General features: G+C 62.4%; 18 protein-coding genes. 8 read left to right on the top strand and 10 right to left on the bottom strand.

What is annotated here, in order from left to right; all coding sequences use genetic code 11:
* The first annotated feature begins 9 nt into the window (after positions 1 to 9).
* Positions 10 to 981, top strand: a complete 972-nt coding sequence (locus AB4Z19_RS05905; RefSeq protein WP_442023381.1) for a thymidylate synthase — start codon at positions 10 to 12, stop codon at positions 979 to 981.
* Here AB4Z19_RS05905 and AB4Z19_RS05900 read toward each other — a convergent pair whose 3' ends face one another.
* From AB4Z19_RS05900 to carA, 3 genes are read right to left on the bottom strand one after another with little or no spacing between them, the layout of a single operon-like run.
* The gene (locus AB4Z19_RS05900; protein ID WP_442034643.1) at positions 982 to 2,733 is read right to left on the bottom strand and encodes a methyl-accepting chemotaxis protein; all 1,752 of its coding nucleotides are present in this window, start codon (positions 2,731 to 2,733) and stop codon (positions 982 to 984) included. It abuts the gene before it with no gap.
* 1 nt (position 2,734) lies between these two features.
* Positions 2,735 to 6,547, bottom strand: coding sequence for a carbamoyl-phosphate synthase large subunit (carB, locus tag AB4Z19_RS05895; RefSeq protein WP_442034641.1), 3,813 nt, complete (start codon positions 6,545 to 6,547; stop codon positions 2,735 to 2,737).
* Positions 6,540 to 7,667 (bottom strand): glutamine-hydrolyzing carbamoyl-phosphate synthase small subunit, encoded by a 1,128-nt coding sequence (gene carA / locus AB4Z19_RS05890; RefSeq protein ID WP_442034924.1) that lies wholly within the window; start codon positions 7,665 to 7,667, stop codon positions 6,540 to 6,542. The genes carB and carA overlap by 8 nt, the downstream gene beginning before the upstream one ends.
* 263 nt (positions 7,668 to 7,930) lie before the next feature.
* On the opposite strand from carA, the gene AB4Z19_RS05885 reads away from it, so the two are divergent.
* The 5 genes from AB4Z19_RS05885 to AB4Z19_RS05865 all read left to right on the top strand — a co-directional run bounded on the left by AB4Z19_RS05885 (position 7,931) and on the right by AB4Z19_RS05865 (position 14,856).
* A complete protein-coding gene (locus tag AB4Z19_RS05885) occupies positions 7,931 to 8,419 on the top strand; it encodes a dihydrofolate reductase (protein ID WP_442029089.1) in 489 nt (162 codons plus the stop codon).
* 25 nt (positions 8,420 to 8,444) lie between these two features.
* The gene (locus AB4Z19_RS05880) at positions 8,445 to 9,047 is read left to right on the top strand and encodes a DUF4337 domain-containing protein (protein ID WP_442034639.1); all 603 of its coding nucleotides are present in this window, start codon (positions 8,445 to 8,447) and stop codon (positions 9,045 to 9,047) included.
* Between the two features lie 96 nt (positions 9,048 to 9,143).
* Entirely contained in the window at positions 9,144 to 11,396 is a 2,253-nt protein-coding gene (locus AB4Z19_RS05875; protein ID WP_442034637.1) for an Orn/Lys/Arg decarboxylase N-terminal domain-containing protein, read from the top strand.
* A 323-nt stretch (positions 11,397 to 11,719) separates the two neighbouring features.
* Complete coding sequence (locus AB4Z19_RS05870) at positions 11,720 to 13,423, top strand: DUF1800 domain-containing protein (RefSeq protein WP_442034635.1); 1,704 nt, start codon at positions 11,720 to 11,722, stop codon at positions 13,421 to 13,423.
* Positions 13,424 to 13,434: 11 nt separating this feature from the next.
* Positions 13,435 to 14,856 carry a DUF1501 domain-containing protein gene (locus AB4Z19_RS05865; protein WP_442034633.1) on the top strand — a complete coding sequence of 474 codons (1,422 nt, stop codon included), beginning with the start codon at positions 13,435 to 13,437 and terminating at the stop codon, positions 14,854 to 14,856.
* Here AB4Z19_RS05865 and AB4Z19_RS05860 read toward each other — a convergent pair whose 3' ends face one another.
* From AB4Z19_RS05860 to AB4Z19_RS05850, 3 genes are read right to left on the bottom strand one after another with little or no spacing between them, the layout of a single operon-like run.
* Positions 14,857 to 15,741, bottom strand: a complete 885-nt coding sequence (locus AB4Z19_RS05860) for an intradiol ring-cleavage dioxygenase (protein ID WP_442025936.1) — start codon at positions 15,739 to 15,741, stop codon at positions 14,857 to 14,859. It lies immediately after the preceding gene.
* Between the two features lie 11 nt (positions 15,742 to 15,752).
* Positions 15,753 to 16,427, bottom strand: a complete 675-nt coding sequence (locus tag AB4Z19_RS05855) for a hypothetical protein (RefSeq protein WP_442025935.1) — start codon at positions 16,425 to 16,427, stop codon at positions 15,753 to 15,755.
* Positions 16,428 to 16,472: 45 nt separating this feature from the next.
* Positions 16,473 to 17,042 (bottom strand): Spy/CpxP family protein refolding chaperone, encoded by a 570-nt coding sequence (locus tag AB4Z19_RS05850; RefSeq protein ID WP_442025934.1) that lies wholly within the window; start codon positions 17,040 to 17,042, stop codon positions 16,473 to 16,475.
* A gap of 158 nt (positions 17,043 to 17,200) precedes the next feature.
* Here AB4Z19_RS05850 and AB4Z19_RS05845 point away from each other — a divergent pair, with 158 nt between their 5' ends.
* Together AB4Z19_RS05845 and AB4Z19_RS05840 are read left to right on the top strand one after the other, a co-directional pair.
* Complete coding sequence (locus tag AB4Z19_RS05845; RefSeq protein WP_442025933.1) at positions 17,201 to 17,890, top strand: response regulator transcription factor; 690 nt, start codon at positions 17,201 to 17,203, stop codon at positions 17,888 to 17,890.
* A gap of 4 nt (positions 17,891 to 17,894) precedes the next feature.
* Complete coding sequence (locus AB4Z19_RS05840) at positions 17,895 to 19,616, top strand: HAMP domain-containing sensor histidine kinase (RefSeq protein ID WP_442034631.1); 1,722 nt, start codon at positions 17,895 to 17,897, stop codon at positions 19,614 to 19,616.
* Between the two features lies 1 nt (position 19,617).
* On the opposite strand, the gene dcd is transcribed toward AB4Z19_RS05840, so the two are convergent.
* The 4 genes from dcd to AB4Z19_RS05820 all read right to left on the bottom strand — a co-directional run bounded on the left by dcd (position 19,618) and on the right by AB4Z19_RS05820 (position 24,690).
* On the bottom strand, positions 19,618 to 20,184 hold the full coding sequence (gene dcd / locus AB4Z19_RS05835; protein WP_442025931.1) for a dCTP deaminase: 567 nt from the start codon (positions 20,182 to 20,184) through the stop codon (positions 19,618 to 19,620).
* 67 nt (positions 20,185 to 20,251) lie between these two features.
* Positions 20,252 to 21,088, bottom strand: coding sequence for an alpha/beta fold hydrolase (locus AB4Z19_RS05830; RefSeq protein WP_442034629.1), 837 nt, complete (start codon positions 21,086 to 21,088; stop codon positions 20,252 to 20,254).
* 57 nt (positions 21,089 to 21,145) lie between these two features.
* Entirely contained in the window at positions 21,146 to 23,830 is a 2,685-nt protein-coding gene (locus AB4Z19_RS05825; RefSeq protein ID WP_442034627.1) for a DNA internalization-related competence protein ComEC/Rec2, read from the bottom strand.
* Between the two features lie 59 nt (positions 23,831 to 23,889).
* Positions 23,890 to 24,690: a TatD family hydrolase gene (locus tag AB4Z19_RS05820; RefSeq protein WP_442028191.1), complete on the bottom strand. Its 801-nt coding sequence runs from the start codon at positions 24,688 to 24,690 to the stop codon at positions 23,890 to 23,892.
* Positions 24,691 to 24,692: the final 2 nt, after the last annotated feature.

Raw genomic sequence — 24,692 nt, 5'->3', positions numbered from 1 at the left:
GACAAAGAAATGCAGCAATACCAGGAACTGATCCGAACCGTCCTCGAACAAGGCAGCTGGCAGGACAACCGCACCGGCATTCGCACTTTGAGCGTGCCGGGCGCGATGATGCGTTTCGACCTGAAAGATGGCTTCCCCGCCGTAACGACCAAAAAGCTGGCGTTCAAGTCGGTGGTCGGTGAACTGTGCGCCTTCATGCGCGCCTCGCGCAGCGCAGCAGACTTTCGCGCGCTCGGCTGCAAGGTCTGGGACCAGAACGCGAATGAGAACGCTCAATGGCTGGCCAACCCATACCGCAAAGGCCTGGACGACCTCGGACCGGTCTACGGCGTGCAATGGCGCCAGTGGCCCGGCTACAAGCTGCTGAACGCCGATCAGGGAGAGCAGATCGCCGACGCCAAGCGTAACGGATTCCGCGAAGTCGCGCCGTTGGAGGAAGACGGCGTGAAAAAAGTCCTGCTGTACAAGGCCGTCGACCAGCTGCGCGAATGCCTGGACACCATCATCAACAACCCAGGCAGCCGCCGCATCCTGTTCCACGGCTGGAATCCAGCCGTGCTGGACCAGGTAGCCCTGCCCGCCTGCCACCTGCTGTACCAGTTCATCCCGAACGCAACGACCAGGGAAATCTCGCTCTGCCTCTACGTGCGCAGCAACGACATCGGCCTGGGTACACCGTTCAACATCGCCGAAGGTGCGGCCCTGCTTGCACTGGTAGGCCGCCTGACTGGCTACACGCCGCGCTGGTTCAGCTACTTCATCGGCGACGCGCACATTTACGAGAACCACCTGGAGATGGTGAAGGAACAGCTCACGCGTGAACCATTCCCTCTGCCACAACTGAAGATCTCGGACCGCGTGCCGGACTTCGCGCAGACCGGCAAATACGAACCCGAGTGGCTGGAAAAGGTCGAGCCTTCCGACTTCACGATGGAAGGCTACCAGCATCACGCGCCGATCACGGCGCCGATGGCCGTTTAATCAGAACTCTTCCCACTCCGTATTCGGGCCGTTCACCACGGCCTTTTTCTGGGCTGGCTTGAACGGCGCAGGATTGGCAGGACGCGCCGAAGCAGCCAGTTTACGCACCGGAGCCTTGGGCGCCGGCTTGCTGCGCGCGGCCTGAATCGCGGCCCGCGCTGCGCTCTCGGCGCTGTCGTGCACCTGATCCAGCTGGAACACGCTGACGATGCGCTGCAGGCTGCCTGCCTGTTCCTGCAGGGCGCCCGCCGCCGACGCGGCATCTTCGACCAGGCCCACGTTCTGCTGGGTGATCGAATCCATTTCCACGATCGCGTTGTTGATCTGTTCCAGGCCCGAGGTCTGCTCCAGCGTGGCGGATGTGATCTCGCCCATGATGTCGGTCACGCGCTGAATGCTGGTGACGATTTCCTTCATGGTTGTGCCGGCCTGGTCAACCAGCTTGGCGCCGCTGTCCACCTTACCCACCGAATCGTCAATCAGCGCCTTGATCTCTTTCGCAGCGCCTGCCGAGCGCTGCGCCAGGTTGCGCACTTCGGACGCCACCACGGCAAAGCCACGGCCCTGTTCACCGGCGCGTGCCGCTTCGACTGCAGCGTTCAACGCCAGGATATTGGTCTGGAACGCGATGCCATCGATCACGCCAATGATGTCCTTGATCTTCTGCGACGACTCGTTGATGGAGCCCATGGTGTCCACCACCTGCGCCACCACATCACCGCCGCGAATCGCCACCTGCGATGCCGACACGGCCAGCTGGTTGGCCTGGCGGGCGTTATCCGCGTTCTGCTTCACGGTGCCGGTCAGTTCTTCCATCGACGCAGCGGTTTCTTCCAGCGATGCCGCCTGTTCGCCGGAGCGCTGGGACAAGTCCATATTGCCCGCCGCGATCTGGCTGGATGCGCTGGAAATCGTGTCGCTGCCATGGCGCACTTCCAACACGATGGACGCCAGATTGTTCTTCATCTTGTCCAGTGCCTTGAGCAGCGCGCCGAATTCATTATTGCGATAGGTGCCCACGCTGCCTTTCAGATCACCTTCCGCCACACGGTTCGCGACATCCATTGCCTGATCCAGCGGACGGGAAATCGCGTTCACCAGGAAGGCGCCGATCACCGCACCGGCGATCACGCCCAGCACCAGCACGACGATCACGGTAGTCGCAGTGTTCTCCAGACGGCTGGAGACAGCGGCTTCATTGGCCTTCGCAGCCTTGTCGCTGAACTCCGAGAGCGTCTTCAGCGCCACATCGCCAACGCGGTACGACGGGTTGATATTCTTGATCAGCACCGTCTCAGCGTCGTCCCAGCGATTGTCCCTGATGGCGTCCGCTGCCTTGCGGATATGCTCGATGCCCAGGCCCTGGCTCTTTGCGTACCAGTCTTCCGCCAGCTTCTTTTCTTCCGGCGAGGTGATCGCGGAGAAATAAGTCTCCCAGCGCTTACCCACGCGGTCCGTCACCTCATTCACGATATTGAAGTGAGCGGTCAGCGGATGGTCGTGCAGCTTGGCCCAGCCCAGGTCCGGGTTGTGCTGCAAGGCTTGCAGGATCTGGCTGCGGCCAGTTTCCATGTCCAGCCGGATGGCATTGCGCTCGGTAATATTGTGCTGGTCAACCAGCGTGACATCCTTGACGAGAGCGATGGAACGATCGGCGCTGACGATACCCAGTACGCCGATCGCCAGCATCAGGCCGATCAGCAAACCTAGCACGCCGATCACGAGGGTTTTGATTTTCAGGTTAGCGAACATTTCATGCTCCTTCATGTGAAATGGTGTTGAAGAAGCGATGCAGGCCGCCGCGCAGCTCTGACACTTCGTCGAATTCGATATAAGTCACGTCGCACAGATCATCCAGTTCGCGCAGCAGCGTGGTCTTGATCGGAGCGCCTTTCCACACCAGGAAGAGGATCGGCGTGCGGCGGCCTTTGAAGATGTGGTAGCTCAGCTCGAAGGCGCTGCTCTCGCTCATGCCGACGCGGATATTGATCAAAGCATCCGCCTCGTCCAGCAATGCCAGCCGGTGGCCGCGGAAATTCTTCGGCGTGAAAGGCATGCCTTGCCTGCGTTCGAAGGACTGGCGGAAGGTATCGGCGCTTTCGGCCTGGGTTCCGGTCAGGTATTCGAAGGCATGCGGCAGTCCATTGGCGGTGTCGATCATGGACAGGATTTCCGCGATCATGCGCTGCTCGCGATCATCCGACTCCGTGAACGGCTGCCGGATGAACAGTTTCAACGGCTTCACGCCCACGCTGCGCTGGCGCGGACGTGCGCGGCGCTCCGGCAACTCGATCGCAGCGGCAGCGTAATCGCGTTCCTGAGGCTCGCCCCGGCCACCGCGTACGCGCAGCACGCCTTCCCCCCCGTGCAGCTCCTGCAGCGACAGCACTTCGCAGCGGCCCAGATGGCGAATCGCCTCGCTGGCCGCTTCCGCAGCAGCGATGGTGGTCATTACGACAGCGCCGGATGCCAGAGCGGCGATGCGCGCCTTGCGTGACTGGGCGATCGCCGTGCGGCGCTCATCCACGGTCATTACAGCCATGGCAATCTCGCGCAGGGCCAGCATACCGAGCAGCGTTTCCTCGTCGATGGCGCTGACAGGCACTTCACCCGCGCCGATGACCAGCGCCGTCACTTCGCTGGCGCACAGCGTAAAACCAGCTTCGTGCAGGCCGCGCGCCAGCGCCACGGCGCGCGCCTGATCGGAGCGGCGTACACTCAGATAAACATAGCCCTGGCTTGGCAGACGTACGCCCGCACCCAGTTCGGCTTTCAAAAACGCTTCGCCAAACGTGGCGCCAGTGCCCATTACTTCTCCGGTCGATTTCATTTCGGGGCCAAGAATGCAGTCCACACCGGGGAACTTCGCGAACGGCAGAACGGACTCCTTCACGCTGTAGTAAGGCGGAACCACCTCGGCATGAACGCCCTGCTCCGCCAGCGACTGGCCCGCCATGCAGCGCGCTGCCACCTTGGCCAGCTGGCGTCCCGTTGCCTTGGACACGAAAGGTACCGTGCGCGAGGCCCGCGGATTCACTTCCAGCACGAAGATACGGTCATGCAGGCGGCCATCCATGCGCTGACGCTGCACGGCAAACTGCACGTTCATCAGGCCAACCACGTGCAGACCACGCGCCAGGCGCCCGGTCTGGCGCTTGATTTCGGCCACTGTGGCGTCGGCCAGCGAGTATGGCGGCAGGCAACAGGCGGAGTCGCCGGAGTGGATGCCGGCCTGCTCAACGTGTTCCATCACGCCGCCGATCACCACATCCTTACCGTCGCTGACGCAGTCCACATCAACTTCAATGGCATCGTCCAGGAAGCGGTCCAGCAGCACGGGCGAATCATTGGACACCTTGACCGCCTCGCGCATATAGCGCTCCAGGTCTGCCTGTTCATGCACGATTTCCATGGCGCGGCCACCCAGCACATAGGATGGGCGCACCACCAGCGGATAGCCGATTTCCTCGGCCATGCGCACGGCATCCGCCTCCGTGCGTGCGGTGCGGTTGGGCGGCTGGCGCAAGTCCAGTTCGTGCAGCAGCTTCTGGAAGCGCTCGCGGTCTTCGGCGGCGTCGATCATGTCCGGCGAAGTGCCGATGATGGGCACACCGTTGGCTTCCAGCTCCAGTGCCAGCTTGAGCGGCGTCTGGCCGCCGTACTGCACGATCACGCCGGCAGGCTTTTCGAGGTGGACGATTTCCAGCACGTCCTCCAGGGTCAGCGATTCGAAGTAAAGGCGATCCGAGGTGTCGTAGTCGGTCGACACAGTCTCCGGATTGCAGTTGACCATGATGGTTTCATAGCCATCCTCACGCATCGCCAGCGCGGCATGCACGCAGCAGTAGTCGAATTCAATGCCCTGGCCGATGCGATTCGGGCCACCGCCCAGCACCATGATTTTCCGGCGATCGGTCGGCGCGGCCTCGCATTCATCGTCGTATGTCGAGTACATATAGGCGGTGCGCGTCGCGAATTCGCCGGCGCAGGTATCCACCCGCTTGTAGACAGGACGCAAGCCGAGCGCATGGCGATGCTCGCGCACTTCGCGTTCCGTGACGCCGACCAGCGCTGCGATGCGGCGGTCGCCGAAGCCTTGCTCCTTCAGGCGGCGCATGATGTCGCGGTCAAGCTCGGCCAGCGCTTGCTCGGCCACCCACTCCTCGACTTCCACCAGATCCTGAATCTGCGCCAGGAACCAGGGATCGATACGGGACAGCGCATGCACTTCTTTCAGCGACAAGCCCTGCGCGAAAGCATCGCCGACATACCAGATGCGCTGCGGACCGGGCTGGCTCAACTCCTGAGCGATCACTTCGCGGCCCGTGAGATTGCGGCGCAAGCCATCTACGCCGATATCCAGGCCCCGCAAGGCCTTCTGGAATGACTCCTGGAAGGTGCGCCCCATGGCCATCACCTCGCCCACCGATTTCATTTGCGTGGTCAGGCGGTCATCCGCGCCGGGGAATTTCTCGAACGCGAAGCGCGGCACTTTGGTGACCACATAATCGATCGATGGCTCAAACGATGCGGGCGTGGCGCCGCCGGTGATATCGTTCTGAAGCTCGTCCAGCGTGAAACCGACGGCCAGCTTGGCGGCCACGCGGGCAATCGGGAAGCCGGTTGCCTTGGATGCCAGTGCGGAGGAACGCGACACACGCGGGTTCATCTCGATCACGATCATGCGGCCATTTGTCGGGTTCAGCGCAAACTGGACATTGGAACCACCCGTGTCCACGCCGATCTCGCGCAGCACAGCCAGCGAGGCATTGCGCATGATCTGGTATTCCTTGTCCGTCAGCGTTTGGGCCGGCGCGACCGTGATGGAGTCGCCGGTGTGGACACCCATTGGGTCCAGGTTTTCGATGGAGCAGACGATGATGCAGTTATCCTTGCGGTCGCGCACCACCTCCATTTCATATTCTTTCCAGCCCAGCAGCGATTCTTCAATCAGCAGCTCGCTGGTTGGCGACAGCTCCAGGCCGCGCAGGCAGATGGCATTGAATTCTTCCGCGTTGTAGGCGATGCCTCCACCACTGCCGCCCATCGTGAACGAGGGACGAATAATGACCGGGAAGCCCAGCTTGGCCTGCTCCGCCCAGGCCTCCGCCATGCTGTGCGCCACGCCCGAGCGGGCGGACGACAGGCCGATGCGGGTCATCGCTTCCTTGAATTTGGCGCGGTCCTCAGCGCGGTCGATGGCCTCCGGCGTGGCGCCGATCAGCTCGACGCCAAAGCGTTCCAGCACGCCGTGGCGATGCAGGTCCAGCGCGCAGTTCAGTGCCGTCTGGCCGCCCATCGTCGGCAGCACGGCCTGCGGACGCTCTTTCTCGATGATGCGCGCCACGGTTTCCCAGGTAATCGGCTCGATGTACGTGACGTCGGCCATGCCGGGGTCGGTCATGATGGTGGCCGGATTGCTATTTACCAGAATGACCTGGAAGCCTTCTTCGCGCAGCGCCTTGCAGGCTTGCGCGCCGGAGTAATCGAATTCGCATGCCTGGCCAATCACGATGGGGCCGGCGCCGATAATGAGAATGCGTTGAATATCGCTGCGCTTAGGCATGGCGGGCTCCTTCCATCAGGCTGATGAAGCGGTCGAACAATGGCGCCAGGTCGTGCGGACCGGGCGAGGCTTCAGGATGGCCCTGGAAGCAGAATGCCGGACGGTCGGTACGTGCAAAACCCTGCAGCGAACCATCAAACAGCGAGATGTGGGTGACCTTGCAGTTGGCGGGCAGCGAGTGCGCATCGACCGCAAAGCCATGGTTCTGGGAGGTGATCATCACCCGGCCCGTTTCGACTTCCTGTACCGGATGGTTGGCGCCATGGTGGCCGAACTTCATCTTCACGGTGCGTGCACCGGAGGCCAGCCCCATGATCTGATGGCCGAGGCAAATGCCGAAGGTCGGCAGGCCGCGTTCAATCAGCTCGCGCGCCGCTTCGATGGCGTAATCGCAGGGCTGAGGATCGCCGGGGCCATTGGACAGGAAGATGCCGTCCGGCTTCAGTGCCAGCGCCGCCGCGGCGCCGGCTTGCGCGGGCAGCACGGTCACGCGGCAGCCGCGTTCGGCCAGCATGCGCAGGATATTCGCCTTCACGCCAAAGTCGTATGCCACCACGTGGAAACGCGGCGCCAGCTGGCGTCCGTGGCCCTGGCCCAGACGCCATTCGGTTTCGTGCCACTCGTAGGCTTGCGGCGTGGTGACGGTCTTCGCCAGGTCCATACCCGACAAGCCGGGGAAATCGCGCGCCAACGACAACGCCAGCCCGGCATGGCCGCCGGTCAGGATGGCGCCGGCCTGTGCGCCCTTGTCGCGCAGGATACGGGTCAGCTTGCGGGTATCGATGCCGGCAATCGCCACAACGCCCTGCTCGCGCAGCCACGCCGGCAAGGTCAGCTCGCTGCGGAAGTTGGAGGCCAGCAGCGGCAGGTCCTTGATGATCAGGCCTGCCGCGTGAATGCGTGGAGATTCGCCGTCTTCCCGGTTCACGCCCGTGTTGCCGATGTGCGGGTAAGTCAGCGTGACAATCTGGCGGCTGTAGCTGGGATCGCTCAGGATCTCCTGGTAGCCGCTCATGGCCGTGTTGAACACGACTTCGCCCTTGGTGCTGCCGGCGGCGCCAATCGCGACACCGTGGAAAATGCTGCCGTCGGCAAGGGCCAATACTGCGCGCTCAACCATCCCCAAGGCATGCTGGAGTGGATGTTTCATTATTCCTCCTACTTCAGGATTTGATTAACAAAGTCCTATTGGTTGTTTCTGTATTGCATGTATGCTGCGCGCATTTCTAACGATAGGACATGAGGGTCAGCAACAAACTCTCCAATCGTCACAAGGCCCTAAATAAAGTTGGCTCGCGGCAATTCCACAACATGCAGGTTTGGAAACGTGGAGAAACAGTGCGGTAACAGAGACGTAAACTTCGTCGATATATAATGGCGGCCATGACACTATTGACTATCATCGTCGCCGCCGATCAGGACAACGGCATCGGCATCGACAACACCCTGCCCTGGCGCCTGCCGGAAGACCTGGCGCACTTCAAGCGCCTGACCACGGGCCACGCCATCATCATGGGCCGCAAGACTTTCGACTCGATCGGGCGTCCCCTGCCCAACCGCCGCAATATCGTCGTCACCCGCAACGCGGACTGGCGCCACGACGGCGTGGAAGCCGTCACTTCGCTGGACGCCGCGCGCAAGCTCGTCGCTGCCGATGCCCAGGCTTTCATCATTGGCGGCGCGAATATTTACGAGCAGTCGCTGAGTTTTGCGGACGAAGTCGTACTGACCCGCGTTGGCGGCAAGTTCCAATGCGACGCCTTCTTCCCGGCGCTGCCCGCCGGAGACTGGCAGGAAACTGCACGCGAAGAGCATGTGTCGGCCGATGGCCTGCCTTACGCTTTCATTACCATGCGCCGCACGAAGCGCTGATTCATTAATCTAGGAAGAGAGACAAATGTCCGGACACGGTTTTCACGTCCACGGCCCGCATGACCACGCGGTGGAACACGCAGCCCATAGCACTGACAAGTTTTCCGGCAACATCGCCGTGACCACCGCCATCCTGGCGACCATAGGTGCGATGTTCGGTTATCAGGGCGGCGCCACCCAGAACGATGCGGCCCTGTTCAAGAACAATGCGGCAATCGCCAAGACGGAGGCGTCCAACCGCTGGAATTACTACCAGTCCAAGTCCGCCAAGCAGAACCTGGYCGAACTGGCCATGACCCTGCCCGGCGTGGACCCGGAAAAGTACAAGGCCGAAGTGGCCCGCTACAAGTCCGAAAAGGACGAGATCAAGAAAGATGCCGAGTCCTGGGAAGCCAAGTCGTCGGAGTGGGACAAGAAGTCGGACAACGCGCTGCATCAGCATCACCAGTGGGCGCTGGCGACCACCGCGGAACAGATCGCGATTTCGCTGGCCGCGATTACCCTGCTGACCAGCCGCAAGTGGCTGCAGATCGCCACGTATATTGTGGCCGCGGCGGGTATCGCGCTGGGTGTCTTCGCCTGGTTCCATATCGATCCGATCAGCGCTTTGATGGGTGGCGGGCACTAAGCAAGCCCGTTGCAACTTTTTTTACCGGGATTCCGCAAATTCTGCGACAATCCCGGTCTTATTTTTTTGGCGCCCGGTACGCGCCTGGAGAACTTCATGAAATTCCGTTTCCCCATCGTTATCATCGACGAGGATTTCCGTTCCGAGAACACGTCTGGTCTGGGCATTCGCGCCCTGGCCGCGGCGATGGAAAAGGAAGGCATGGAAGTGCTCGGCGTGACCAGCTACGGCGACCTGTCCCAGTTCGCCCAGCAGCAGTCGCGCGCCTCGGCCTTCATCCTGTCGATCGACGATGAAGAATTCGGCGGCGGCAGCGTCGAAGAAACCGACTCCGCGCTGAAGGCCCTGCGCGCCTTTGTGGAAGAGATCCGCTACAAAAATGCGGACATCCCTATTTATCTGTACGGCGAAACCCGCACCTCGCGCCACATCCCGAACGATATCCTGCGCGAGCTGCACGGCTTCATTCACATGTTCGAGGACACGCCGGAGTTCGTGGCGCGCCACATCATCCGTGAAGCCAAGTCCTACCTGGACAGCCTGGCGCCGCCCTTCTTCCGCGCCCTGGTGCATTACGCGAACGATGGCTCCTACTCCTGGCACTGCCCTGGCCACTCCGGCGGCGTGGCGTTCCTGAAGTCGCCGATCGGCCAGATGTTCCACCAGTTCTTCGGTGAGAACATGCTGCGCGCCGACGTCTGCAACGCCGTGGAGGAGCTGGGCCAGCTGCTGGACCACACCGGTCCGGTCGCCGCCTCCGAGCGCAACGCAGCACGCATCTACAACGCCGATCACGCCTACTTCGTGACCAACGGCACCTCGACCTCGAACAAGATGGTCTGGCACTCCACCGTGGCGCCGGGCGACATCGTGGTGGTGGACCGCAACTGCCACAAGTCCATCCTGCACTCGATCATCATGTGCGGCGCGATCCCTGTGTTCCTGATGCCGACCCGTAACCACCTCGGCATCATCGGCCCGATCCCGCTGGAAGAGTTCACGATGGAGAGCATCGAGCGCAAGATCGCCAACAATCCGTTCGCCCAGGCGGCCGGCAACAAGAAGCCGCGCATCCTGACCATCACCCAGTCGACTTACGACGGCGTGGTGTACAACGTGGAAGTGCTGCGCGAAATGCTGGACGGGAAAATCGACACCCTGCACTTCGACGAAGCCTGGCTGCCGCACGCCACCTTCCACGATTTCTACAAAGACATGCACGCGATCGGCAAGGACCGTCCGCGCGCCAAGGAATCGCTGATCTTCTCGACCCAGTCGACCCACAAGCTGCTGGCGGGCCTGTCGCAGGCTTCGCAGGTGCTGGTGCGCGATTCCGAATCCGTGAAGCTGGACAAGGATGCCTTCAACGAGGCTTACCTGATGCACACCTCCACTTCGCCGCAATACTCCATCATCGCTTCCTGCGATGTGGCGGCAGCCATGATGGAAGCGCCGGGCGGCACCGCCCTGGTGGAAGAATCGATCCTGGAAGCGCTGGACTTCCGCCGCGCCATGAAAAAAGTGGACGAGGAATTCGGCAACGACTGGTGGTTCAAGGTCTGGGGTCCCGAGAACTTTGCAGAAGAAGGCATCGGCACCCGCGAGGACTGGATCATTCGCGCGGAAGACGACTGGCACGGCTTCGGCAAGCTGGCGCCGGGCTTCAATATGCTGGACCCGATCAAGGCCACCATCGTCAATCCGGGCCTGTCGCTGGACGGCGCGTTTGCCGAAACCGGTATTCCTGCGTCCATCGTGACCAAATACCTGGCCGAACACGGCGTGATTATCGAGAAGTGCGGCCTGTACTCCTTCTTCATCATGTTCACCATCGGTATCACCAAAGGCCGCTGGAATACCCTGCTGACCGCGCTGCAGCAGTTCAAGGACGACTACGACAAGAACGCTCCGATGTGGCGCATCCTGCCGGAGTTCTCGGCCGCGAATCCGCGCTACGAGCAAATGGGCCTGCGTGACCTGTGCCAGTCGATCCACGACTTCTACAAGGCCTACGACGTGGCGCGCCTGACCACCGAAATGTATCTGTCCGATATGGTACCTGCCATGAAGCCGTCCGATGCCTTCGCCAAGATGGCCCACCGCAAGATCGAGCGCGTAGCGATCGACGAACTGGAAGGCCGTATCACCTCGATCCTGCTGACGCCATACCCGCCAGGCATTCCGCTGCTGATCCCGGGTGAGCGCTTCAACAAGACCATTGTCGACTACCTGCGCTTCGCACGCGACTTCAACGAACGCTTCCCTGGCTTCGAAACGGATGTCCACGGCCTGGTGAAACGCGAAGTGAACGGCAAGCGTGACTACTTCGTGGATTGCGTAAAGCAGTAAGACTTTTCTGCTTCAAACAAAAAACCGCTCTCCGGAGCGGTTTTTTTATTCCGATTGCCACAGCGAATCAATTGCGCCCGCTTATACGTATGCAATATTACGGATTTCGCAATTGACACAACAATGTGAAAAAATTTCCTGCTATCAAAATACTACCAGGAATTTACCCTGTGGAACTAGTCTCCAATGTCGGCTAACTTGCATCCAACTTCGCTCAAAAAGATTCCACATCGTCAATATTGACTCAGAATAAGTCACATTTCCACCCCTCAAGTGTAAATCGCTGACTAGACTTCCGCCTGTCAATTTTCATGTGTGAATCAATGAACAGACTAAAGCTCATCTCTTCCTCGGCCATTCTGTGCACACTGACCGCCTGCGGCGGCAATAGCAATACGGAATCCGCCGACACGGCCGCTCAGCCACAGGCCGCAGTACGCCTGGCTGCAAGCACCACTACCTCAGCGGTTTCGCAATCTGATGCGGCCCGCTTCCTCACGCAGGCGAGCTTCGGCCCGACTCCGTACGAAATCGGCAGAGTTGCCGGCATGGGCCCGCGCGCCTGGATGACCTCAGAGTTCTCGAAAAACCAGTCGCTCACCAAACCTTACTTCGACCAGTGGGCCGCCCAGAACAAGGGCAAGAAACCCAGCGATGTGCAGTTCTACGAAATCTTCTGGCGTAATGCCGTGCTGGGCGACGATCACCTGCGCCAGCGCGTGACGTATGCGCTGTCGCAGATCTTCGTGGTGTCCTTCCTGGATTCCGACGTGTCGGGCTATCCGCGCGGCGTGGCCAGCTACTACGACACGCTCGGCAAATACGCCTTCGGCAATTTCCGCGACCTGCTACAAGCGGTGGCCCTGCATCCGATGATGGGCATCTACCTCTCCCACATGCGCAACAAGAAAGAGGACGGCACCCGTACGCCGGACGAGAACTTCGCGCGTGAAGTCATGCAGCTGTTCTCCATCGGCCTGTATCAGCTGAATCAGGACGGCACCCGGCAGCTGCGCAGCGGCCAGCCGATTGAAACCTACACCCACGCCGATGTGGCTGGTCTGGCCAAGGTCTTCACAGGCTGGGCGTGGTACGGCCCCGATACCACCACCAACCGCTTCGAGAACGGCGCCGCCGATCCGAACCGCGACGTGCTGCCGATGATTAACTACGCGCAGTTCCACTCCAACAGCAGCAAGAGCTTCCTCGGCACCAGTACCAATGGCAGCGGCGCGGCGGACATGAAGGTGGCGCTGGACAAGCTGTTCAACCATCCGAATGTCGGTCCCTTCATCGGCCGCCAGCTGATCGAGCGTCTGGTGACAAGCAATCCAAGTCCGGCGTATGTGAGCCGCGTGGCGGCCGCCTTCAACAACAACGGCAGCGGCGTGCGCGGCGACATGAAAGCCGTGCTGCAAGCCGTGCTGCTGGATGCGGAAGCGCGTACCCAGACCGTGGATGCGGACAGCGGCAAGATCCGTGAGCCGATCCTGCGTTTGTCGAACTGGATGCGTGCGTTCAATGCGCGTTCGACGTCAGGAAAATTCCTGATGTGGAGTCTGGAAGATCCGCTCAACGGACTGGGACAACAGCCGATGCGTTCACCGTCCGTGTTCAACTTCTATCGCCCGGCCTACACGCCGCCTGGGACCAGCATTGCCGCCGCCGGCAAGGTGTCGCCCGAAATGCAGATCACGGGCGAGCCATCGGTAGTGGGCTATCTGAACCTGATTCAGGCCGCGATCCAGTCCGGCATCGGCGATAACCACGACATCCTGCCGAACTACAGCGCGGAGATCGATATGGCCGCGACGCCGGACAAGCTGCTGGACCGCCTCAACCTGCTGCTGCTGAGCGGGCGCATGTCCACTAGCTTGCGCAACCAGATCAAGACTGTGATGAATTCCATTGCCATCCCGGCCGCTAACAACGGTTACAGCGCAACCGGACTCGCAGCACGCAAAAACCGGGTGTACGCCGCCATCTTCCTGACGATGGCCTCTCCTGAATACATCGTTGAACAATAAGGATCTCCTGTATGAAGAGTGAACAGTTCTCGCGCCGGCGATTCCTCGGCGCCCTGCTGTCGGCTGCGGGCACCAGTGCCGCGCCTTTCGCAATGAACCTGGCGGCCATGGCGCCCGCAGCTGCCGCAACGAGTGATTACAAAGCCCTGGTCTGCATCTTCCTGCACGGCGGGAATGACCACTACAACACGGTACTCGCCACCGACCCGTCCTCCTGGAATGCCTACAATTCGCTGCGCAATACCGGCGACGCCAGCTCCATCCATCTCGCCAGCGTTGGCCAGGGCAGCGGCGTGCTGCCGATTACGCCGGCCACGGTGCAATCGGGCCGCAGCTTCGCACTGCACCCGCAGCTTGGCTCCCTGAAGAACCTGTTCGAGAATGGCCGCGCCGCGGTGGTGGCCAATGTCGGCACGCTATTGGCGCCGACCACGCTGGCGCAGTACAAGAGCGATGTGAACCTGCCGCCCAAGCTGTTCTCGCACAACGATCAGCAATCCATGTGGCAGTCCTGCCAGCCGGAAGGCGCCAGCTTCGGCTGGGGTGGACGCATGGGCGACCTGCTCGCCTCCAGCAACAGCAATACGACCTTCACCTGCATTTCCGCGGCAGGCAACGCGGTGTTCGTCTCTGGTCGCCAGATCCGCCAATACCAGATCAGCAATGCTGGCGCGGTGCCCGTCAACCACATCGACGATTACATGTTCGGCACCTGGTCGAATCCGACGCGCGCCATCATCACCGCCGGCAGCGGCAATATGTTCGCGCAGGAGTATGCGAATGTGATGAAGCGCTCGCTGGACAATCAGGCAACGCTCAGCAGCGGTATGGCGAAATCCGGCGCCGGCGGTGTGCCGGTGCCTTCCATGTTCAGCAATCCGAAAACCGGCGCAGCGGACGTGAACCCGCTCGCCATCCAGCTGCAAACCGTAGCGCGTGTGATCGCGGGCCGCGGTACGCTGGGCGCGCGGCGCCAGGTCTTCTTCGTCAGCATCGGCGGCTTCGATACCCACGACGGCCAGCGCGTCAACCACGCTGTGCTGATGGCCAAACTGAATCACGCACTGGCCTGGTTCGACAGCACCCTGTCCAACCTGATGGGCAGCGATATGCGCAACAGCGTGACCACCTTCACCACCTCCGACTTCGGCCGCACACTGACCAGCAATGGCGACGGCACCGACCACGGCTGGGGCTCGCATCACTTCGTCGTGGGTGGCGCGGTACGGGGCAATAACATCTACGGCAGCTTCCCCACCATCGGCCTGAATCATTCGCTGGATGTGGGCCAGGGTGCGCTGCTGCCCACGATCTCCGTGGAGCAGTACGGCGCAACCCTGGGCCGCTGGTTCGGCCTGAGCGACGCGAACCTGGCCGACGTGTTCCCGACGCTGTACCGCTACAGCAATCAGAACCTCGGCTTCATGGGCTGATCAGGCGGCGACCGCCAGCGTCAGCGTGGCGACGTAGCCGTCGGTAGCGTTGCCGGTCATGGACACCAGCTGCAGCGAGTAGCCGTCGCTGAAGACCATGTCGGTGGCGTAGCTGATGCGGGTCAGATTGGAGGCGCTGGAGCTGTAGCCAGTGGTCGCATAGACTTCGTTCAGCGTCGCCATCGGGAAGGTGAACTGCGAAGTCTTGATGCGGTTCGAGGCGCTGACACTTTGCGCCAGCGAGCGGTACACCTCGAAGTGCACGTGCGGCATACGGCCGTCGTAGCAACCGGGGAAGATGGTCTTGAAGGTGATGTCGCCGTTCGCATCCGCTTCCTGCACGCCGCGCAGGTAGTTCTGGTTGGTGACGCCGGACGAGTACAGCGAGTAGTTGCCGTTCTGGTCGCAGTGCCACAGGTAGATGGCGAAATTGCCCGCCGCGCCACAGCTGTTGTTCGCGTTGTTGATGTGCAGCTTGATCGTCAAGGGAACCCCGGCGGCGGTCGCCGTAGCGCCGCCGAAGCTGCTGCGGATGTCCTGTCGTACGATGCCCGACAGATTCAGCACGTTGACCACGCCGGCGCTGGTGCTGTTGGTGCCGTCGGCCGGATATGGGCCGCCGGTTTCCTCCGGAATCACCGTGCAGCTGCCGGTCGTGGTGCCGGTGCTCGTACCGGTGCCAGTGCTGGTGCCCGTATTGGTGGTCGTGCTGGTTTCGCCGCTGGTGGTGCTGGACGTGGTGTCGCTGCTATCCGAACTGCCGCCGCAACCCATCAAAGGCAGCGCGGCGCCGGCCAGCAGCCAGCGCAGGGACTGCCGGCGGCCGGTGGTCATTTCCATCATGGCCGCCAGGTCGGCGGCAAGGCCGTGATCGTGTGCTTCCATATGCCCCTACCTCACGCCGTGGTGTTAATCAGGTTGCCGCTGCTGCCGGAGTTGGGCAGCTTGCTGGACAGCGCTTGCAGGAAGCTGGTCAGCTGATCCGAAGAATTGCTGGTGTCGCTGCCCAGCGATTGCAGCAGGTCCTTGAATGAGCTTTCAAGCGAAGTAACGCTATCGTCCGTGCTGTCGGTGCTGTCGCTATCGGAAGTGGAATCGGTGCTGCTGCTCGAACCCAGCTTGGAGATCAGGCTTTGCAGGTCTTCGGCCAGCTTGCCCGGACCGCCAGCGCCGCCTGGACCACCCACGCCGCCCGGACCGCCCTGTCCCTGCTCGCCATATGGCGGCGGACCGGATTGATCACCGCCTTGTGCGTGCAGTGCGCCCATCAGATTTTCCAGGAAGCTGCCCAGTGCCTGCGCCGCGTTGCTGGTAGTGGTGGTGGAGTCCGTGCTGGTGCTATCGGTGGAGGTGGTGCTGGAATCGGTGCTGCTGGAGCTGCTGTCCGTGCTTACCCCGATCGATTTCAGCGCATCCGCAATGGCGCTGATGAAGCCACCGCCGTCGCGCGGTGGCGGGGGACGCACACCATCGGTCTGGCCGCTGCTGCTGGTCGAATTGGCCGAATTCAGCTTGCTCACGTAGCTCAACTGGCTGGCCGCGCTGCTGGAAGTCAGGGAATTGATGGTCATTCTTTTCTCCTTATGCTCTTGATGCTCTTTGGTGGGGACAAAAAATCAGGGACGCGGCGCGCGCGGCTTGCGCTCGTCCAGTTGCTTGCGCTGCTCAGGCGTCAGCACGGCCAGCAGTTTTTGCTGGGTGCGGATTTCCTGCAGCGTGATGTTGGCATGGGCCTGTGCGGCGGCCTGCGCCAGTTTCACGGCAGCCGCATCGTCGTATTTGTCGGCGTTGCGCAGCTCGTGCAGCGCGCGCATGGCTTTCTCTTCGGCTTTGTGCTGCTCGCGCAGATAAGGGACCTGGCCGTACAGGATGTTGAAGACCTTGTCCTGTTGCGCTTCCGTCAATTCGATCCCGCGCAGGAAGTGCGGACCATGGCCCATGCCCGGACCAAATTCAGGGCCAGGGCCAAACTCCGGACCGCCACGGCCAGGACCTTCGTGTTGGCCACCGCGCTGCTCTATGCCGGCCACCATCGGAGGCGGCATGCCTGGACCACCTTCCGCCATCGGCCCGCGCGGACCGCCATCGCCCATCGGCGGCGCTTCGTCCGCCGCGTACGCCGCCAGTGGCAACGCCATGGCGGCTGCGAGCAATAGTTGGGGAAGGTTTTGTTTTGTCTTTTTCATATTCACTCCAGGTTGAAGAAATCAGGAGTGGCCATTGTCTGGCTGGGGCGTGTAAAGCGCCGTAAGGAAGGCGTAAATCCACGTAAAGACGGAAGGCTGTGCAGGGGCGGTTTTGTTATGATGGCCGCATTCCCCCTTATTTTTCAGACAAACAGGCAATGAGCAAGGTACTGCTGATAGACGACGACGTAGAACTGGTAGGCATGTTCCAGGAATATCTGGAGCAGGAAGGCTTCGAGGTGAGGACGGCCAACGATGGCGAGTCCGGCACCGCGGCCGCCCTCACCGGCCAATACGCCATCGCGGTACTGGATGTGATGATGCCGCGTATGAACGGTCTGGAAACCCTGCGCCGCATCCGCGCCGCCAGCCGCATGCCGATCCTGATGCTGACCGCGCGCGGCGACGATACGGACCGCATCGTCGGCCTGGAACTGGGTGCGGACGATTACGTTGCCAAGCCTTGCACACCGCGCGAGCTGACGGCGCGCATCCGCGCCATCCTGCGCCGCACGCAGGCTGCTCCTGCCGACAGCGCGCTTGGCTCGCCCATCGTCGTTGGCCAGCTGACCATGTGGCCGGAACAGCGCCGCGCCGCATGGGCTGGGGCGCCGCTGGAATTGACGAGCACCGAATTCAATCTGCTGGAAGTCCTGGCGCGCAATGCGGGTAAGCCGGTCAGCAAGAACATCCTGTCCGAACAAGGCCTGGGACGTCCGATGGCGCGCTTCGACCGCAATATCGACGTGCACCTCAGCAGTCTGCGTCACAAGCTGGGCACCATCGCCGATGGACGCTCCTGCCTGCAAACGGTCTACCGCCTGGGCTACCAGCTGATCAAGGAGTAAGGCTGTGGGCCGCTTGTTCTGGAAATTCTTCCTTTCGATTTTGCTGGCGCAGCTGGCCGCCACCTTTGCCATCGGCAGCGCGGTCTGGCTGAAGAATCGCGATGCCGACAAGGTCAAGCGCCCTGATATCGACACCAGCCCACCGGCCGAACTGGCGATTGAAGCCGCCGCGTCCACGCTGGCCTATGGCGGCACGCAAAGCCTGCGCCCGATGCTGGAGAATATGCCGCACCATCGCGTATTCGCGGTGGACGATGCCGGCCATGAGCTGCTGGGCCGCATTGTCAATCCGACCATGCTCAATGAAGCGCAGGCCATGATCAACAAAGGCGACCAGCGCGTGGTGCGCCATGTGACGTCGCCGGACGGTCACCGCTACATGCTCTTCCTGCCATCGCGCGAACGCCAGCGCGGACTGGAAAGCGAGTCGCGCATGCTGCTGGCCGGCGCCGGCATGCCGGGCATGGAGATGCCAGGCTATCGCCGCGACCGCCGCCCTCCTCCTGGCTTCGACGGCCCGCCCCCGCCGCAAGGCGCCTCCATCCAGCCGTCCGCACCGCCTGCCATGGCGCTGGGTGACGCCAGCGCGGCCACCTCCGCCCCCGCCGCGGAAGTGCTCACCGCTGGCAGTACCGCCTCGGCCGCTGCGCACGGCCGTGCGGGTGCGGCAAACCCCGCCTACGCATCGGCGTCCAGCCCCGTTGCCGAGCCGCCGCCTGGCGGACCTGGCGTTGGCCCGGGCATGGGTCGCGGCCCCGGTCCGGGCATAGGTCCTGGCCCCGTTCCGGGTATGCCGGGCGGCCCGGAGGGGCGTCCGCGCTTCCAGCCGCTCGCGCCCTACGTGCCGGTGGTGGCTGCCGTGCTGGCCAGCCTGCTGTTCGCGGCGCTGCTGGCCTGGTACTTCTCCCGTCCGATCCGCTCGCTGCGCGATGCTTTCGAAGCGGCCTCGCAAGGCGACCTCGCCCCGCGCTTCGCCAACACCAGCAAGCGTGGCGACGAACTGAATGCCCTCGGCCATGACTTCGATCGCATGACCGCGCGCCTGCGCAGTCTGATCGACGGCCAAACCCGCCTGCTGCACGATGTGTCGCATGAACTGCGCTCCCCGCTCGCGCGCCTGCAGGCCGCCATTGGCCTCGCCCATCAGCAGCCCGACAAAATGCGCGCCACCCTGGAGCGCATCGAGCGCGAAAGCATCCGTATGGACAAACTGGTCGGCGAACTGCTGACCTTATCCCGTCTGGAAGCCGGCGCAATCACCACCTCGCGCGAAGAAATCAGCATGGCCGATCTGTTGGACGGCATCGTCGGCGACGCCGAATTCGAAGCCGCCACGCACGGCCGCGCAGTTGTTCAACATGGCGACGCCGACGGCCACATCGTCGGCCAACCCGACCTGCTGGCGCGCGCCATCGAAAACGTGGTACGCAACGCGATCAAGCATAGCCCTGTCGGCGGCACAGTGGACGTGGAAATGGCAAGGGATGAAGCGCAACGCCAGCTGCGCATTCGCGTGCTGGATCGCGGCCCCGGTGTTCAGAAAGAAGATTTGAAGGCGATCTTCCAGCCCTTCTACCGCAGCAGCACTACGCAGAAGGACGTGGAAGGCCATGGACTGGGTCTGGCAATCGCCCAGCAGGTGGTGCAGCAGCACGGTGGCAGCATCAATGCCGCCAACCGCGAAGACGGCGGCTTGTGCGTGGAGATCGCGCTGCCGCTGTCCTGATTTACGCCTTCGGCAGGGTCACGCCGTGCTGGCCCTGATACTTGCCGTTGCGGTCCTTGTAGGAAGTCTCGCAGATTTCATCGCTCTCGAAGAACAGCACCTGGGCGCAGCCTTCGCCGGCGTAGATCTTCGCCGGCAGCGGCGTGGTGTTCGAGAACTCCAGCGTCACATAACCTTCCCACTCAGGCTCGAACGGGGTCACGTTGACGATGATGCCGCAGCGTGCATAGGTCGATTTGCCCAGGCAAACGGTCAGCACATTGCGTGGAATGCGGAAGTATTCGATGGTGCGGGCCAGCGCGAAGGAATTCGGCGGAATGATGCAGACATCGCTCTTTACGTCGACGAAGGAATTCGAATCGAAGTTCTTCGGATCGACAATGGTGCTGTTAATGTTGGTGAAAACCTTGAATTCGTCGGCGCAGCGGATGTCGTAGCCGTACGAGGAGGTGCCGTAGGAAATGACCTTACGGCCGTCCACGGAACGGACCTGGCCCGCTTCAAAGGGCTCGATCATGCCATGCTCTTCCGCCATGCGGCGTATCCATTTATCGCTTTTAATCGTCATCGCTTGGAATTTTCTCTGGATTGCTAGGAAGCGCGCACCGTGAGGCTGGCGCCGTTCCGGTGCGATTTTACGCGAAAGCCCGCTCTTTGAACATTTTTACATCGGCTTCCTCGCCCACCATCTGGAAAATCAGGTCGCGCGTGAGGTTTGCCGTCAGCTGCGGCGACTCCATCGGATACAGGTGTCCGCCGAAAACAGTGCGGAAATGGCGGCCGACCAGAGCCCTGGTCGCATCCAGGCCCGCCTGGCGGTTTTCTTCCGAACGGTCGCCGGCGATGTACCCAACCGGCACAGGGAATTTGCCCGCTACCAGATTGCCGATATGGTGCGGCAGGCTGCGATAGATGGCGGTTTCAATTTCGCGGGTGAAGCGCAGCTCGAAGCCTTCCGGATGCGGCTTCAGGCCGGCGTCCAGATAGTCCATCAGCACGCCGGGCGCCCATTTCGCGAACACTTCCTTGCTGGCGAAGTGGCGCATCGCCTCTTCCTTGCTGGGCCAGACGTTTCGGCGCTTGGCCGAAAATCGCGCCGGGGAGTAGCGATCGGCCAAAGGCGTATTCTTGAACAGGCGCCAGGCCATGGCGCGCCAGCCCGCAACGACGGGCGAATCGAGCATCACGACACAGCGCACCAGCTCCGGACGTTCCGCCGCGGCCATGAGGCTCAGCATGCCGCCCAGCGAGTGGCCGACCAGGATTACCGGCTCATCATAACGTTTTTGCAATTCGACGATCAGTTCCTTCACGAGCGCATCCCAGCCATCCTGTACAGGATAGGCCGGATTATGTCCGTGCATGTCGAGGGCCTGAATGTCGAAATCCCTACCAAGGAATTCGAAGAACTGGCGGTAGGTTCCCGACGGGTAGCTGTTCGCGTGCGAGAAGTGGATTTTCGGCTTAGTCATCTACTTATTCTAAAAACAATGGCAGCAAATGTTTAGTGCAAAGCCTCGAATTATCGCCTACCTTCCGTACCAGTAGCGCGCGTGCTGCTCACGATATTTTGTAACAGTGAGCGTTTGGCCTAGCTGCAGGATGATGGCGCCCGATTCGTCGGTGCGGTTCAAGGTGGCGCCCAGCTGGCGATAACGCTCCACCACGTCGGCGCGCGGATGGTGGTAGCGATTGCGGTAGCCCAGCTGGAATATGGCCTGCTGCGGCTTGACCGCGTTCAGGAACACCGGCGTTGACGAAGTCCCGCTGCCGTGATGCGGCACCAGCAGAACGTCGGCGCGCAGACTGTCTCCCTCGCGCGCCACCAGTGCGGCTTCCTGTGCGGCCTCAATGTCCGCGGGGAGCAGGATCGCGTGGCGAGCGCCGCGGATCATCAGCGTGCAGCCGCGTGCGTTGGGCTTGAGCGAGCGGTCAGCATAGCTGTCCGGCATGGGGTGCAGCATGTCGAATCGGACGCCGTCCCACTCCCAATGCTGGCCGGCCTCGCAGTGACTGTGATGCGGCGCTGCCTTTACGATTGGGTGGCCTTCGCTCAGCGACGAAAGCAGCCAACCGGTGCGCACGCTTTCCATGACGGTCAGCGCGCCGCCGGAGTGATCGGCATCGCTGTGCGTGACGATGATGCCGTCCAGCCGGTTGATACCGCGCGCCTTCAGGTACGGCACGATGACCCGGTTGCCGCCGTTCGCTTCCGGCGCGTAGTATGGGCCGGTGTCGTATAGCAGACGATGGTGCCCGGTTTCGATCAGCAGCGCCATGCCCTGGCCCACGTCAAAAGCCGTTACCAGCAGCTCGCCTTGCGGCGGATGCGCAGGCTCGGCGGCCAGCAACGGCAGCCAGGTGGCGATACCCAGCCAGCGCGTGGGCCATCCGCGCGGCGCCAGTAGCCAGGCAGTTCCTGCGAGTGCGAAGGCGAACATCCACCAATCCGGCGTGGGCGCCGACCAGATGGCAAATGGCCGTGCGCTGCACCAGGTCAGCGCTGCCGCCAGCCAGTTCACCAGTTCATGCGCGACGAGCAGCAACGGCGCATCGAGCGGTGCCGGCATCGCACATCCCGCCAGCGCGAGTGGCGTGACCAGCAAGCTGACGAGCGGTATGGCAAAGGCATTTGCGATCGGACTGATGATCGATATCTGGGAAAACAGCAGCATCGTCAGCGGCACCAGGCCGACCGTGACGGCATACTGCGTCGTTGCAGCAGCGCTCAGCTCCCGCATCATTTTTTCGCGCCGGGTGAACGGCACGCCACGCTTCGCAGGCGGATCGCGCGTAACGTGCCCGCCCTGTCCGCCTGGACCGTCCTCGCCGCCGTCGCCGTCGCCGCTGCCCTCGCCGCTTGCGGTGGATGTTGCGCGGCTGTCGCTGCGCTCTGGCCGCTTCGCGCTGTGGCGTTCTGGGCGGCCGATGGAGGCGTACAGAATGGTGGCGACAGCGCCAAACGAGAGCCAAAATCCCGGCCACATGACGGCCCAAGGATCGAGTAGCACCGTAACACCCGCAGCAAGCAGCAGCACGTGGCTGATGCTTGTCAGCCGGTCGCACCACACCGCGACCGCGACCACGCTGAGCATGTACAGAGTCCGTTGCGCGGGCACGCCAAAGCCAGCAAGCGCTACGTAGCCCAGCGCCGCGAGCATTCCGACAACTGCGCCCAGCTTTTGCGCGGGCAGCATCAGGGGTAGCGCGGCGCCGCGTACAAAGAAGGAATGCCGCCACAGCCAGGTCGCCAGCAACGCCACCAAGCCGGCAACCATCGTGATGTGCAGCCCCGAGATGCTAATGAGGTGGCTGATGCCCGTTCGATTGAACACCTGCCAATCCGATTGCGGAATGCCGCGCTGGTCGCCAATCGCCAGCGCGACAATCACGCCCGCGTATGGCTTGCCCTCCAGCGTGCGCATGATCTTGCTGCGCAGTGCAGCGCGCGTGCGCTCGACGGCATTGTGGAGCGAGAACTCGAATCCGCTCAAACGCTCGTTCGGGCCTTCAGCACGGACGTAACCTGTAGCGCGGATGCCCTGCTCCAGCAGCCAGATTTCGTAGTCAAAGCCGTAGGGATTGGCGTTGCCGTGCGGCCGCTGAAGGCGCACCTTGAGCCGCCAGCGCTCGCCGGGTTGCACCTCCGGCACCGGTCCGGTGCCGCCGCGCATGCCCGAATACCATGACAGCGCGATTAATGGCGGCGCTGCGCTGGTGCCTTCAACCGCGAAATTGAAGCGCACGCCGCCTTGGAAGCGGAATGGCAGACTGTCGACGGTGCCGACGACGTCGAAATCGCGGCCCTCGTCCGCCCGCGCCAATTCCGGCGCCAGCGCGCAATGCGCCAGCCAGGCGGCCCACAGAAAGCCCAGCGCCGCCCCAGCCAACGCATCGGCCAGCCCAGAAGCCAGCACCGCCAGGACTGCGCCGCCGGAAGCTGTCACGCCGAAAGCTGTCACACTGGAAGCTGTCACGCCGGAAGCCATGGCCGCCGCGCCGGAAGCGCCCGGCCCCTCCATGACGCCAGACGTCCCGCCGCTGACCGGCAAGGACGGGGCGGTGGATGAGACAGGCGCGCGCACAACGCGCCGCATCGCCCACGCGGCCAGCAACGGCAGCGGCGCCAATGCGAGCGTCCAGAGCGGCGGGAGCGCGGGCTGCGTTTGCAGCAGGGCCGCGCCGGCGACGAAGCCGATGATTGCCATGCGCATGGCATGTCCCGATACGGTAACCGCTCAATGTTACCGTCGGACGCAAGCGCCGATTTGATTTAGCTCAGTAAGCCTTGCAGGCGTGGGATGATGGCCGCCGCGTTGGCCGTCGTGACAGACTGCACCTCGTCCAGGTCAGCAACGCGCAATTCGGCCATCACCGCCGCAATGCGCGGGATCTGGTCCGGTGTGTTGCGGCCCGGATGAATCCAGGACGGCGCGATATCCGGCGCATCCGTCTCCATCACGATGGACGACAGCGGCAGCTCCGCCGCCAGGCGCCGGATCTGCAGCGCGCGGGTGAAAGTCAGATTGCCGCCAAAGCCAAGCTTGAAGCCCTCGCCGATATAAGCCTGCGCCTGCTGGAAGCTGCCGTTGAAGGCATGCGCAATCCCGCCCGCCGGTCCAATCTGGCGTACATGCTTGAGCACCTGGTCCTGCGACTTGCGCACATGGCACAGTACCGGCAGCCCGAAATCGCGCGCAATCTTCAGCTGCTCGCGCAGGAAAAACACCTGCTTCTCGCGCATGTCCGGCTCGCACAGCAAGGGAATAAAGAAGTCCAGCCCAATCTCGCCAATCGCCACGAAGCGCGGATCGGACATGGCGGCGGCCACGGCCTCGCGCATGAATTCCAGATCCTCTTCTTTCGCCTGCGGCACAAAGATAGGGTGAATGCCCAGTCCATAGCAGCCATTGGGCGCCTCGTGCGCCAGTTTGCGTACGATCTCGAAGTTGCCGCGATCGACGGCGGGAATGACGATCATCCCAACGCCCTGCTCCGCCGCCTGTGCCGCCACATCCAGCGATTCATCGCCGAATTCGTGGGCATCCAGATGGCAGTGCGTATCGATCCACATGG

Origin of the sequence: Pseudoduganella sp. RAF19, assembly GCF_052114165.1 — a bacterium.
Classification (GTDB): domain Bacteria; phylum Pseudomonadota; class Gammaproteobacteria; order Burkholderiales; family Burkholderiaceae_D; genus Rugamonas.
Note: the sequence above shows the minus strand (reverse complement) of the source record. Positions and strands in the feature narration are given on the sequence as shown.